Source organism: Virgibacillus ainsalahensis (assembly GCF_055380755.1).
Map to the genome: position 1 here is coordinate 147,739 of NZ_AP043943.1, position 14,264 is coordinate 162,002.

8 protein-coding genes are annotated in these 14,264 nt (G+C 43.7%); 5 read left to right on the forward strand and 3 right to left on the reverse strand.

Going from position 1 to position 14,264, the window contains the following annotated elements:
- Positions 1 to 232: 232 nt before the first annotated feature.
- Together ACZ427_RS00740 and ACZ427_RS00745 are read left to right on the forward strand one after the other, a co-directional pair.
- Positions 233 to 3,427, forward strand: coding sequence for a S8 family serine peptidase (locus tag ACZ427_RS00740; protein WP_461179454.1), 3,195 nt, complete (start codon positions 233 to 235; stop codon positions 3,425 to 3,427).
- A gap of 482 nt (positions 3,428 to 3,909) precedes the next feature.
- Positions 3,910 to 5,370 (forward strand): APC family permease, encoded by a 1,461-nt coding sequence (locus ACZ427_RS00745; protein ID WP_461179455.1) that lies wholly within the window; start codon positions 3,910 to 3,912, stop codon positions 5,368 to 5,370.
- Between the two features lie 145 nt (positions 5,371 to 5,515).
- Here the strand turns inward: ACZ427_RS00745 and ACZ427_RS00750 are convergent, their stop codons facing one another.
- A complete protein-coding gene (locus ACZ427_RS00750; protein ID WP_461179456.1) occupies positions 5,516 to 6,829 on the reverse strand; it encodes a nucleotide sugar dehydrogenase in 1,314 nt (437 codons plus the stop codon).
- A 312-nt stretch (positions 6,830 to 7,141) separates the two neighbouring features.
- Complete coding sequence (locus ACZ427_RS00755; protein ID WP_461180035.1) at positions 7,142 to 8,491, reverse strand: ISLre2 family transposase; 1,350 nt, start codon at positions 8,489 to 8,491, stop codon at positions 7,142 to 7,144.
- A gap of 297 nt (positions 8,492 to 8,788) precedes the next feature.
- Between ACZ427_RS00755 and galU the strand changes: the two genes are divergently transcribed.
- A complete protein-coding gene (gene galU / locus ACZ427_RS00760) occupies positions 8,789 to 9,676 on the forward strand; it encodes a UTP--glucose-1-phosphate uridylyltransferase GalU (RefSeq protein WP_461178569.1) in 888 nt (295 codons plus the stop codon).
- Between the two features lie 13 nt (positions 9,677 to 9,689).
- A complete protein-coding gene (locus tag ACZ427_RS00765) occupies positions 9,690 to 10,997 on the forward strand; it encodes a UDP-glucose dehydrogenase family protein (protein ID WP_461178570.1) in 1,308 nt (435 codons plus the stop codon).
- 421 nt (positions 10,998 to 11,418) lie between these two features.
- On the opposite strand, the gene ACZ427_RS00770 is transcribed toward ACZ427_RS00765, so the two are convergent.
- A complete protein-coding gene (locus tag ACZ427_RS00770; protein WP_461178571.1) occupies positions 11,419 to 12,378 on the reverse strand; it encodes a nuclease-related domain-containing protein in 960 nt (319 codons plus the stop codon).
- Positions 12,379 to 13,082: 704 nt separating this feature from the next.
- Here ACZ427_RS00770 and ACZ427_RS00775 point away from each other — a divergent pair.
- On the forward strand, positions 13,083 to 14,201 hold the full coding sequence (locus ACZ427_RS00775) for a glycosyltransferase (protein ID WP_461178572.1): 1,119 nt from the start codon (positions 13,083 to 13,085) through the stop codon (positions 14,199 to 14,201).
- Positions 14,202 to 14,264 lie beyond the last annotated feature (63 nt).

Here is a 14,264-nt window from a genome sequence, read left to right on the forward strand (position 1 = left end):
GGCGGTGTTCCACAAGAAAAGGTCGATACTCACGTACATTCTCAGACGTCATCTCACAGGATATGCCCGCAAACGCTCTCCCTCGTCACTTTCCAGCTAAAACATGCAAAAATCAACACATTTTACCATGACTTTTGACACTGGTATGTAGGATGGAAATTATTTACTATTAATATTGTCTGAATATTAAGTAATGAGGCATCTAGTAAACAATCAAATGAGGGGGAAGGGAATGCGAAAGCGAATAACAGTGTTACTTGTGGCGGTCTTCATGGTGTTCAGTAATTTTTCCTATGTGAGTGCGTTGGGGGAAACAGCACCTGCGCTGAATGAGAACAAACCAAGTCTATCAAATGAAAATCTGGAAGAAACCGAGGATCCGGACAAGGAAGTCAGGGTAATTGTTGAAATGGAAGAGGAAGCACCGGTTGAGAAAGCTACGAGGAAAGGTGTTACGTATAAAAGTCTTGGGAAACCTGAGAAAGCCGGGCTGGAGCAAGCGGCAATAGCTACACAAAAAGCAGTTAAGGATAACATGAAGGGGAAAGGTGTACAAGCCAAATTCCAAAATGAATTTACCGCAGTGGTCAACGGGTTCAGTGCGGAAGTGAAACAGAAAGACATTGCGGAGATTGAAGAGATTGAGGATGTTAAAACGGTACATATCGTAAATAAATATGAGCGCCCCATCGCGGAGCCGGAAATGAAATACAGTAAAGAACTGGTCGAAGCTCAAGCCGCGTGGCGTGATTATGGATATCGGGGAGAAGGAATGGTTGTTGGAATCATTGATACAGGAATCGATCCAAGTCACCGTGATATGGTTCTTTCTGATAGCGAAACAGCTGCACTGACAGAGGAATCCGTCAATGAAACCATTGACCAGGAGGATCTGCCGGGAAATTATTACACGGAAAAAGTTCCATATGGTTACAACTATATGGATGGAAATGATGAAATCCGTGAAATCCATGAAGGTGCTTCCTATCATGGTATGCACGTTGCCGGAACAGTTGGTGCAAATGGCGATGAAGCAAGTGACGGTGTATTGGGCATCGCTCCGGAAGCACAGCTTTTGGCATTGAAGGTTTTCGGAAATGACCCGGACATGCAGTCAACCTATGGTGATATTTATATTAAAGCGATTGATGATGCGATTAAACTGGGTGTGGATGCATTGAATATGAGCCTTGGTTCAACTGCAGGCTTTGTCAACGAGGAGTCACCGGAGCAGCAGGCAGTAACGCGTGCAGTGGATAATGGTGTACTCATGTCCATATCCGGAGGGAATTCCGCATTGTTTGCAGATGGTTTTTTCTATCCATATGCATCAAATCCGGATTATGGTGTGAGCGGATCGCCTGGTGTTGCGTATGATTCCCTACAGGTCGCATCCTACGAAAATGATTTCATGGAAGTCGATGCATTGGAATATACAATCGGCGGGGGAGTGGATACAGCAGCATTTCTGTCTGCTAGCAGTGTACATCCAAATGATGTCGAACAAAAATCGTTTGATGTAGTGGATGCCGGTCTTGGTTATCCGGAAGATTTTGAAGGAAAAGATGTCGATGGAAAATATGCCTTAATCCAGCGCGGCGAATTGGCATTTACACAAAAAACGCTGAATGCTCAAGCAGCAGGTGCAGCTGGTGTGATTATTTATAACAATGAAGATGGCATGGTGAACATGGCAACAGAGTCTGCCATCACCATCCCGCAATTGTCGATGCTAAAGAGCGACGGGGACAAACTGGTGGAAGCCATCCAGGACGGGCAGGCACCTGCATTGGAATTTGCGGGGGAAAAAACAACGATGGTTAACCCGGAAGCAGGTAAAATGAGTGCATTTTCTTCCTGGGGCCTGACCCCGAACCTTGATTTCAAGCCGGAAATCACGGCACCGGGCGGACAGATTTATTCAACATTGAATGATAATGAATATGGTCTGATGAGTGGTACATCAATGGCCGCACCACATGTTTCAGGAGGTGCCGCGCTTGTCTTAGAGCGTGTGGATGAACAATTCGGTTATGAAAATGCTAATCGAGTCAATCTGGCAAAAAATCTGATGATGAACACATCGAAACAGGTGGAATTTGATGGCGCACATGTTTCACCACGCCGCCAGGGAGCAGGGTTGATGCAGCTTCACGCCGCATTATCCACTCCGGTAATGGTAACAGATTCCCAAACAAATGAAGCAAAAGTAGCGTTAAAAGAGGTGCAGGAAAATGAAGTAACCTTTGAATTGACTGCCCAAAACTTCTCCGATGAAGCGGTGGTATATGATGTCGAAGCAAATGTGCAGACAGATACCCCTGTTGACGGTGGTGGAGTACTTGTGACAGCGCCGAATCAATTTGGCGCAACGGATTTAGGGGATCTTGCCACGGTTGATGGTGAAGCTGTAAGTACAGTAGAAGTGCCTGCAAATGGCTCAACATCATTTCATGTAACAATTAATGTGAGTGGAATGGATGCATCATTGAAAGAAATCTTCACAAATGGCTATTGGCTGGAAGGCTTCGTTACATTAACAGATCCAGCAGATACCAATCCGACATTGACCGTGCCATATGTTGGTTTTAAAGGCGAATGGGATGACTCACCAATTTTTGATACACCAATGTGGGATGAAACAACTTTCTATGGAAATACAGGTATTGTGACAAGCATTGGTGATGAAGGGTTTGGATTCCTTGGTGAAGAACTAGAAACAGAAGGGATTGATCCGGAAAAAATCGCCTTTTCACCAAATGGAGACGGCACAAAGGATGATGCCGGACTTATTCTCTCTTTCCTGAGAAACGCGAAAGAAGCAAATTTCCATGTGCTTGATGAAGATGGAAATGTGGTAGAAACCATCGCAAATGAAGAATATGTAAGAAAAGATTATTATGACAGCGGACAAGGTTCCTATTATAAATTATCATCTGACTGGATGTGGGATGGAACCATTAATGGGGAAACTGCTTCAGAAGGTCAGTATTACCTGCAGGCAGAAGCTGTCATCGACTTTAACGGAGCTGAGGCGCAGACCTTGGAGATTCCGCTGGTTCTTGATACTACTGCACCGGAAGCAGAGGCAGATTTTGACCGCGGGAATCGGGAAGTCTCCATTGAAGTAGCAGATAATGAAGCAGGAAGTGGCATTGCCTCCTGGGAGATTTTCCTAAATGGCGAACCCGCTCTTGATACACCTCTCAACAATGGTGAAACAGAATATGAACTGACAGGTGTACATCCAAGCACGACCGTATCTGTTACAGTGCTGGACAATGCCGGCAACGAATTTGAGGAAATTGTGGCAGGCCCGCCAAGAGGACCGGGAAACAATAACGGAAATAATGGCAATGGAAATAACGGGAACAACGGCAAGGGTAATAATGGCAACAACGGGAACAATGGAAAAGGGAATAACTAAACATATAGCCGGTGCTCACTAATTGTGGGTGCCGGTTTTTTGATGTGGAAACTTTGGGTGAGGAGCGCGGGACTCCATGTCACGAACGCGGGACCACTCGGCTTGAGCGCCGGACTTCATGTGATAAGCGCGGTACCACCCTGGCTTGAGCGCCGGACTTCATGTGATGAGCGCGGGACCATCCGGCACGAGCGCCGGACTCCATGTCACGAACGCAGTACCATCTGGCCTGAGCGCCGGACTCCATGTCACGAACGCAGTACCATCCGGTCTGAGCGCCGCACTCCAGTCCACAAGCGCAGGACCACATCTCTTGAACGCTGAACCTCATGCCACGAGCGTCACACCACTTTTGTTTATTTCCATATTTCTTTAGTGTAGGAGTGATAATAATATTAGTAATCGGTGCTTCATATTGATATAATTAAAAAATCAACCATATTCGATAGATTCAGCTGTCAATAATGAGTAGGAGATGTAATATGGAGAAGAGAACGACACTTAAAAAGACACTTAAGTCACATTGGGTGTGGGCTATTGCGCTGGGTTCTTCCATTGGCTGGGGTGCTTTTGTCCAGCCAACTACATGGATGTCGACAGCAGGTCCGCTTGGTGTAATCATTGGTTTTATTATTGGTGCACTGTTAATGATGCTTATTGCTGTAAGTTATGGCTTATTAATAAAAAGTTTTCCGGTATCCGGGGGAGAATTTGCTTATGCGTTTATTAGTTTGGGGCGCACACACGCATTTATTAGTGGATGGTTTTTAACACTTGGCTACATATGTATTGTTGCACTGAATGCATCTGCATTTGCGCTGATGATTAAATTTGTATTTCCGGCAATCATTGAAAGGTTGCCACTCTATCAGATTGCTGGCTGGGATGTTTATGGAATGGAAATCATTGTCGCTTCGGTTTTACTTGGACTATTTGGATTTTTAAATGTACGAGGAACCAAGATTACAGGAAGAATGCAATTTGTTTTCTGTAGTATTATGATTCTTAGTATTGTCGCACTCACCTTTATGGTAGGTGCACAGCCGGGGGCGGGGCTTTCTAACATTCAGCCGCTTTTCCCGACAGAAACAACCGCGATTGCTGCGATTATTTCCATTGTTGCGATTGCACCATGGGCCTATGTCGGTTTCGATAATGTGCCACAGGCCGCGGAGGAATTTAATTTTTCATCCAAAAAAGCGTTCTCGTTAATTATTTTTGCCATTGCTGCCGCAGCACTGCTTTACAGTCTGATGATAATTGCAACTGCCATGACTCGTCCGTGGCAGGGGCTGGTCGGTGAGCAGCATGCATGGGGCACTGCAGTTGCCGTTGAGGAACTACTTGGAACAATGGGACTTATCGTACTCGTAACTGCATTGACAATGGGGATTTTTACAGGGCTGAACGGTTTTATTATTTCAACGAGCCGTCTATTGTTTGCCATGTCCCGTGCAAAAGTAATCCCGGACATATTTTCGAAGCTGCATCCGAAATATAAAACACCATATGCAGGAATCATTTTTGCAGTGGTTGTATCCATGCTTGCCCCATGGTTTGGGCGTGAAGCATTGTTATGGGTCGTTGATATGTCATCCGTAGGCGTAACAATAGCTTATTTCTATACATGCTTCACCGCTTTCACTTTATATAAAACGAAAAAAGATAAGAACTTTAATCCGGACAAGCACGCCGTTTCACCATTCAAAAAAACGATCGCAGGCTTAGGGATCATTGCAAGTGTGACGTTCCTGGCATTGTTGTTAATTCCTGGCTCTCCAGCATTTCTCGGAATTGAATCACGGATTGCATTAGTTGCCTGGATCATACTTGGCGTTATCTTCTATCTTGTGAAGCGTTCGGAGTTGAATCAGATACCTAAGGAAGAGTTGAATTATCTGATCTTGGGAAGCAAAGAGATCAAGGCAAAGAATCGTGCATAATTGTAGATTAGAAAACTTGGATATTCGTTATAGTTTAGGTGAAAACTCATAAGCTCGCACTTATGTAGAAAGAATTATGGTTATACTTTCTTGCAGCTAAAAAAGGTCCGTCATCGCTTAAGATGAACGGACCTTTTTGTTCTCCTTATAAACTCCAATAATGATATCCTTTTGTTTCACATTCTTTGCGATCGAGGATGCTTTTTACATCCACTAAAACTTTTCTGTCGTCTTTATACAAACCATCTAACATATCCAGGTCATACGTTTCCTTGAATACTTGATGAGGCACTGCCATTACAACACAGTCCAGGTCATTCAATTCTTCCTTATCCACTAAACGGATATTGAATTCATTGTAGACTTCCTCTTTTTCAGCGATAGGATCATGTACAAGGACTTCCACACCATATTCTTTCAATTCATTAATGATATCGATGATCTTCGTGTTCCGAACATCACCCACATTTTCCTTGAATGTAAGTCCGAATATCGCAACTTTCGCTCCATCAATTTCCTGTTTTGCCTTAATCATTTTTTTAATGATATTGCTGGCAATATATTTTCCCATGTCATCATTGATCTTTCTTCCTGAAAGAATGATTTGGGAGTGATATCCCAGTTGCTCTGCTTTATAGGTGAAATAATATGGATCCACACCGATACAGTGTCCACCTACCAGCCCGGGAGTGAAGTTTAAAAAGTTCCATTTCGTTCCCGCTGCTTCCAGTACAGCCTTCGTGTTGATGTCCATTTTATTGAAAACCATGGAAAGCTCATTCATAAATGCGATATTAATATCCCGCTGTGAATTCTCGATTACTTTTGCTGCTTCCGCCACTTTAATCGATTCTGCTTCATGGACGCCGGCCTCGATGATGGATTCGTAAACACTGGCTATCTCCTTGAGTGCTTCCTCATCCGAACCGGAGACAATTTTCACAATGCGGGTTAATGTATTCTTTTTATCACCTGGATTAATCCGTTCAGGTGAATAGCCTACCTTAAAATCTTCCCCGTATGTCAGGCCGGATTCCTTTTCAAGGATGGGAATACAGATTTCCTCCGTCGTTCCCGGGTAAACGGTGGATTCATATACGACAATTGAACCCTTCGTTAAATTCCTGCCGACCGTTTCACTGGCGCCGATAACTGGATTGAGGTTTGGCGTTTTATCGGTATTGATTGGTGTTGGCACAGCTACCACATGAAATTTGCATGCTTTCAGTTCCTCTTCATCACTCGTAAATGTCATTGTTGTGTTTTGGAGCCTTTCATCACCGACTTCATCGGTCACATCCACACCACTTAAATATTTATCCAATTTACTGCGGTTCACATCAAGACCGACAACATCATATTTTTCAGCGAATTCAACGGCCAATGGCAGTCCGACATATCCAAGACCAATTACGGCTATTTTTTCTTCTCGTGCTTGCATTTTTGTAAACAGACTCATGTATTTTTGCCTTCCTTTATATACAGTTTAGTTGTGTTTGTTTGCAGATATGAAAGTATAAAACTTCCTTCCTGCATAAGTGCGGGCTAATGTTTTCGCCACAAGGGCTTGGGCGTTTAGTTAAGTTTTCTAATGTATAGCTATTTCTATTATACAATGTTTACATACAGAATGCATTTCCTATCCTATGTTAGATCGAGTCAAGTATTTGTGGGAGATTTTTAAAGTCCCTTATTTTATATGGTTTTAGCTCCAATTTTGGTAGCGATTTCAGTTTTATATCTCTCCGTCCGTTAACACTTTTTTACTTTTTTAAATTCCTCGCAACCCTTTTAAAGCAGCTGTAACTGGTTTTCCAAGAGCCTGTTTTAAATAACCCAAGTTGTTCCGAGTTGCTTCTGCAGCGCTATCCTTCAGCTTCTCTACAAAGTGTTTAGGTGGCTTTTCTTCTTTGTTTTCCTGTGTTAATTCCTGCGTCTGATCAAGTATTCCATGTAGCGTCTTAATCTCCAGTTTATCTTTCAAAGCGACCATGATATCAATGAATTTATCAAGTCCTTTATTACTCCAACTACGCCCATTTTTAAGCCGTCTAGCGAAAAAACTCATTGTACCTTCTGCACTTCCCATTGGACGGAATCCTGTTGTGTCTATGCCTTTTCCTTTTAATTTTTCACGGTAATCTCCCAGTGCTTCCGGATATTGGGAAAGCTGCGCTATTAACGCTTCCAATCGCTCTTCTTTCTTTTCATTATCAAGCGTCCCCACAGCGCTATTTAACTCCACCATGAAACCTTCCCAGTCATATTTTGCTAGCTTCTTTCGGATGGAACGATACCTGGAATGATCCCGAAATAAACGCTGCACATCCCGGGCAACATGAAAACGATCAATGACAAAAGTTGCGTTGTGCTGGAAATAATCCCGGCAGGCTGTAATCCACTTCGCTCCATCACCGTTAATAACGAGATGGTGCTTGGTTGGATCATACTCGAAAGTCGTCATTAAATACTGTTCAAATTCCTCCCAAAACGGGAGTTTCCCTTCATGAATGAAATGGCGCTTTTCAACTAGCTTTGCTCGCTTGCCATTCATTTCCCAGCCCTGGTGCACACTGGCAATCTTGATTTCCCTACCTTTTTTGTTTTTCTCCTGACTTTTTGTGTAAAGCCCGTCAACCTCCACAAATACAACATCATTTTCAAGTGGTACTGATTCTTCCGGAACTACCTCCGTATTCAAAAGCTGTTGGCGTATACCTTCATGACTGATTACAGGGTAGCCCAAAAGCTTCTCCATGGCTTTACCAGCCTGTCGATAGGAAACACCTGTCACAGCTAGTTCAATAGCTAAATCCTGCACCACTGGACTCATACCCTTCGTACCATCAAAAGCCAAATATTGGTCCAGTAAATAGACGTACTTTCCAGTTTTTTTATCCTTATAGTAATTTCTTTTCAGTTCCACCTGACCAAAAACAGATTCGAACTTTAATGTTCTTTTATCCTTTAAATAAAATCTTTGCTTATCTCTTCCTAAAGCAATCGCCTCATCTAATTCCTTAAGGGTTTTTGCCATCAGCTGAGAAAAACTTTCCTGTAAAGCACGGTATGTAATTTGTTCTAATTCTTTCATTGTTAGCGTAGATATGATATCTTTCATTTGAGGACCTCTTTCTATAGTTGTTGTTGTCGAAGACTTAACTATATAAAAGAAGGTCCTTTTTTTCATTCAAAATGCTTTTCAACTACTATCGCGCTCCGCTTGCTGGCCTCATTTTTGGTGTTGAAGTCTTACGACTTCAACACCAAAAACGAGGTATATGTTCTCCCATAAACATTTTACTCTAACCCTATGTTAAAATTGGATCGAGATAAAGCCTATGATAAACTTGCAAGTAGATACATGTGAATAAAATAAACCATTTACAGATAGAAAGCAATGAAGGAGATGCCAGCAATGAAGGTGAAAAAGGCAATTATACCGGCTGCCGGGCTTGGAACACGCTTCCTTCCCGCGACCAAAGCACAGCCGAAAGAAATGCTGCCAATCGTAGATAAACCAACCATACAATATATCGTGGAAGAGGCAGTGGATTCCGGGATTGAAGATATTATTATTATTTCAGGAAGGGGAAAACGGGCGATTGAAGACCATTTTGATACGTCCTATGAGTTGGAAGAAAAGCTTACCCAAAAAGGCAAAATGGAAATGCTGGAAATGGTTCAGTCAATCACAAACTTGGCCAATATCCATTACATTAGGCAAAAAGAGCCAAAAGGACTTGGACATGCGATCGCCTGTGCACACAGTTTTGTCGGAAATGAACCATTTGCCGTGCTTTTAGGTGATGATATTGTTGAAGCAGAAGAACCGTGTTTGAAGCAGCTGATCGATGTATATGATACGTACAACTCTTCAGTAGTGGGTGTACATGATGTACCGGAAGAAGATGTGTCAAAATACGGCATCATCAACCCAGCGGCAGGAAGGGATTATGGTTCATCCATTCAGGCCATTGAGTCATTGGTGGAAAAACCCCCGGTCGAACAGGCACCATCAAATTTAGCAATCATGGGAAGATATGTACTCACTCCCGGAATTTTTCACATTCTGGAAAATTTAGAGCCGGGAAAAGGTGGAGAAATTCAACTGACAGATGCGATTGAGATATTAAATCAACAGGAACAGGTTCTCGCATATAATTTTACCGGGGAACGTTATGATATTGGAGGAAAACTCGGATTTGTCCAGGCTACGATTGATTTTGCGCTGAACCGGGAAGACCTGCATGAGGATATCAAAGCATATATGGAGAAAAAACTGGAGCGTTTAAGAAACAACTAGGAGTGAATAGACAATGGAATTAGCAGTAATAGGGACGGGTTATGTTGGCCTGGTGACAGGAGTCTGTTTGTCAGATCTTGGCCATCACGTTACCTGTATTGACATCGATGAAGAAAAAATTGCCACATTAAAAAAAGGGATCAGTCCAATCTATGAAGATGGGTTAACTGAACTACTCCAGAAAAACATAGAAAAAGAGAACCTGACTTTTACGACCAATTACAAGGAAGGGCTCACTGACAAACAAATCGTATATATTGCTGTTGGCACACCTCAGGGGGAAGACGGATCTGCTGATTTGACTTATATCAATGCAGCCTGTGAGGACATTGCGGCAAATCTTGAAAATGATGTTGTCATTGTTACCAAAAGTACGGTACCTGTGGGGACGAATGAACATATCAAAGATAAGATCCAGTCAAGTCTGAAAAGAGACGTAAGCATTAAAATCGCCTCCAATCCGGAATTCTTGCGCCAGGGCTCCGCTGTGTATGACACCTTCCATGGTGACCGAATTGTAATTGGCTCCGAGGATGAACAAGTCCTAAAGATGTTGGAAGAGGTAAATGAAGGGTTTGATCTTCCAATTGTAAAAACAGATCTCAGAAGTGCGGAAATGATCAAATATGCAGCAAATGCATTTTTGGCAACAAAGATCAGTTTTATCAATGAAATGGCCAACCTGTCAGAGAAGATTGGTGCAAATATCGATCATGTCGCAAATGGAATGGGAATGGACAAACGAATCGGGAGCGCCTTTTTAAATGCGGGCATCGGCTACGGCGGATCCTGTTTTCCAAAAGATACAAGAGCAATCATCTCCATCGGAAAAAATAAAGATTACGATATGCCTGTGCTTGAGAATGTGGTAGATTCCAACGACAGGCAGCGGGGAATCATTGTAGACAAGTTGCTCGAACGCTTTCGTGATCTAAACGGGAAAACAATTGCTGTACTGGGGCTTTCCTTTAAGCCGAATACGGATGATATGCGGGAAGCACCATCTATTTTAGTGACTAAGAAGCTCCTGGAAGAAGGTGCTACTGTCCGTGCCTATGATCCTGCTGCCATGGAAAATGCCAAAAAGATTCTATCTGATGAAATCAGCTATACTTCGAGTGTAGAGGAAGCGGTTCAGGATTCGGATATCGTAATCATCTTGACAGAGTGGAAAGAAATGAAGGAATTCCCACTGGAAGCTTACAAGCAGCATATGATCAATCCTGTCGTTTTCGATGGAAGAAACTGTTTTACATTGGAAGAAGCGCGTACGAGTGGCGTGGAGTATCATTCGATCGGCCGCCCGGCGGTCAATGGATAATGGGGGAGAAAGTCGGCATATGGCCGGCTTTTTTTGTGGTTGGTGTGGTGGATTGGGGGAGAGCGCTTGTGGGCGGCGGTTCGGCGTTTGGGCGCGGCGCGTGGTCCCGCGTTCGTGATCTAAGGTCCTGCGCTCGCGTGGGTTGGTTCAGCGTTCGCGGCTGATGGTCCTGCGTTCAAGCGATGGAGTCCTGCGTTCGTGACTAGTGGTTCTGCGCTCACGTGGGTTGGTTCAGCGTTCGCGGCCGGTGGTCCCGCGTTCAAGCGAGGAGGTCCTGCGTTCGTGGCCGATGGTTCAGCGCTCATGGCTGATGTTCCTGCGTTTGTGTGTGTTAGTTCAGCGTTCGCGGCTGATGATCCTGCGCTCAATCGAGTAGGTTCAGCGTTCGCGGCCTGAGGTCCTGCTCTCAGGCCGCTTTGTTTCAAAGATAGTAGAAGCGGGAGCTTGTGCTGCCACTGTAATCAAATTTTGCCTTCAGGAAGAATCTTCGTACAACAAAAGGAGATTCCACTTGCAAAAACTCCCTCGCATCCCGGTTCGTTATTTTATTATCCACCAACAGTTTATAGTCATTTAATGCCGTAATGTGTGCGTCTATAGACCTGTGTTTATGTTCATGTTGGCAGGTCCATTTTCGCTTTTCTCTCAACATAGGAACAGCCTCGCAAAATGGACAAAACACGCCTTTTATTAAATCGTTTTTTGTTAAATGATAACTGTCTAATATGTGATGCTCGGGTGTCTGATGAGCCTGTGTTAGCCGATTCGCTAATTTTATCAGCTTATCTTTACTAAGATGCGTGTTGGAATAGCTGGATGTAAGCTTTTCAATTTTAAAATATAAATCATTATTGTGAATGACTTCCTGTGGGATAAGTTGTTCGGATGTAGATGATTTGATAATTGTGCTGGGGAAACTGATCACGACGAGGAACTCGATTGGAAAGTTCAGGCCAACATGGGGGTGAAGCCATTTTTTGAGGCGATGCTGTTGGAGTTTTGCCTGAGAAATGGGGTTCTTAAAACCTTCTTCCTTGTTATTATAATCAATTCGGGTTACCTGGCTGTTTTCACCAAATATTACAGTTCCAAACCAGTTCTTCACTTCCAGTATTAGAATATACTTTTCCGTTAAAATCAATTTGTCTATTTGAAAGAATCCCTGCTCGTCTTTCAAGCGTACATTGTGTAAAATAAAATATTTTTGTTTATCCAGAAAACGTAATGGATAATCAACTTCCTTCTCCCCCTTGATACCTGTTTTTTCCTTTATTAGATCCTGTTGAACTTTCGGCTTCATTGGATGGCTGCGCAATAATCGCTTATCCAATGCTTCCAGTTGCCATAATTTCATTAAATTATCTTGTCTTTTTGCTGTCATCGTTTCCCTTCCTTTTTAAAAGTTTATATATAATTTCTACACGGTTGCGGATTTTCCTTCTTTTTATGCAAAAATTGAATTTTTGTCAGCGTTCACGACCTGGGGTTCCGCGTTCGTGGCTGGTGGTCCTGCGCTCAGGCGAGGTTGTTCCGCGTTCGTGTCCAAGTGGTCCAGCGCTCAGGCGAGGTTGTTCCGCGTTCGCGTCCCGAGATCCTGCGCTCAGGCGAGGCTGTTCAGCGTTCGTGGTCGGTGTCCTGCGTCCAGGCGAGTTGTTCCGCGTTCATGTCCAGTGGTCCTGCGCTCAGGCGAGGCTGTTCCGCGTTCGTGTCCAGTGGTCCTGCGCCCAGACGAGGCTGTTCCGCGTTCGTGGTCGGTGTCCTGCGCTCAGGCGAGGCTGTTCCGCGTTCGTGGCCCAAGGTCCTGCGTCCAGGCGAGGAAGTCCTGCGTTCGTAGCCAGTGATCCTGCGTTCAGGCGAGGCAGTTCCGCGTTCGTGTCCAATGGTCCCGCGCTCAGTCGAGGGAGTCCTGCGCTCGCGTGGATTGGTTCAGCGTTCAGGCGAGGTTGTCCTGCGTTCGTGTCCCGAGTTCCTGCGCTCGCACCAGTGTCCTCCCACATTTGTAATGAATTTGATAATTTATTTATCAACTGCCCTATGGTATAATGCGTTGAGTGTGAAATCGTATAGGGAAGGCTGAATACTATCGTGGAAAAGAAACGAATTTTATTTTTTATCTATCAAATGGGTGCTGGTGGTGCTGCGAGAACGCTGCTAAATATCCTGAATAATCTGGACCGGACAAAATTCACCCCTATTCTGGTGACACTGAATTATAATGGAAATTATGAAGAATATTTGAATACAGATGTAACATTTATTAAATTGGATACGAAAAGACTAAGGTCAGCCATTTTCCCATTAGCCAAAGTGATCAGGAAGGAAAAAGCGGATATCGTATTCAGTACGATTCCCAATTACAATACGATCGCCATCCTTGGTAATCTATTGTCGTTTACGCCTGCTAAAAATGTTGTCAGGGAGGCTGCCTATCTGGGCGGAAGTAAAAAGGAAGATTTGAAGCTCCGCCTCTTTGGCTTGCTTTATAAACGAGCAAGTAAGGTTGTTGCCCTTTCAAAAGGGGTAAAAGAAAATATCGTGAATCGTTATAAGGTAAAGCCGGACAAAATTAAAGTTATATATAACCCGGTTGATGTGGAAGGTATTCAGCGGTTGATGGAGAATGAAACAATCGCACAAGAGCACAAAGCAATTTTCGAAACAGACGAAAAAGTGGTTATTACTGCTGGAAGACTTGTTAGCGACAAGGATCACGAGACATTGATCAACGCTTTTGCGAAGGTGAAACAGAAAAGGAATACCCAATTGGTCATCCTTGGCGAGGGGGAGTTGGAAGCAGATTTAAAAAGGCAGGCAAAAGAATTAAACATAGAGGACAATGTTCATTTTCTCGGATTTCAGCGCAACCCTTATGTTTATTTCAAGCATGCTGATCTGTTCGTCTTATCCTCAAAAAGGGAAGGGTTTGGGCATGTTTTGGCGGAAGCCTTGGCAACAGGAACTCCCGTCATTTCTACCAGGGCGAGGCCTGGTGCGGAGGAAGTGCTTGGTGCAGGAGAATTTGGTGAAATGTGTGAAACTGGAAATGCGGCGGAATTGGCAGAGAAGATGGATCACATGCTAGATATGAGCGAAGAAGAACAGGATAAGGTCATTGCCAAGGGAATCAGCCGCGCTAATGAATTTCACGTGAATACGATCGTTAAACAATACGAAGAGATGTTTATACAAACGTTTGATCAATAAAATAAAACGTCATTCAGGTGGTTTCCTTCCACTGAATGAAGAAAAATAGGCAGCTGGCCGAAG

What these genes read in the sequence shown, in the direction of transcription:
- ACZ427_RS00755 (WP_461180035.1), bottom strand. Translation starts at nt 8,491, where the DNA reads ATGAAAGATATCATATCTACGCTAACAATGAAAGAATTAGAACAAATT.
- ACZ427_RS00745 (WP_461179455.1), top strand. Translation starts at nt 3,910, where the DNA reads ATGGAGAAGAGAACGACACTTAAAAAGACACTTAAGTCACATTGGGTG.
- galU (WP_461178569.1), top strand. Translation starts at nt 8,789, where the DNA reads ATGAAGGTGAAAAAGGCAATTATACCGGCTGCCGGGCTTGGAACACGC.
- ACZ427_RS00770 (WP_461178571.1), bottom strand. Translation starts at nt 12,378, where the DNA reads ATGACAGCAAAAAGACAAGATAATTTAATGAAATTATGGCAACTGGAA.
- ACZ427_RS00750 (WP_461179456.1), bottom strand. Translation starts at nt 6,829, where the DNA reads ATGAGTCTGTTTACAAAAATGCAAGCACGAGAAGAAAAAATAGCCGTA.
- ACZ427_RS00765 (WP_461178570.1), top strand. Translation starts at nt 9,690, where the DNA reads ATGGAATTAGCAGTAATAGGGACGGGTTATGTTGGCCTGGTGACAGGA.
- ACZ427_RS00740 (WP_461179454.1), top strand. Translation starts at nt 233, where the DNA reads ATGCGAAAGCGAATAACAGTGTTACTTGTGGCGGTCTTCATGGTGTTC.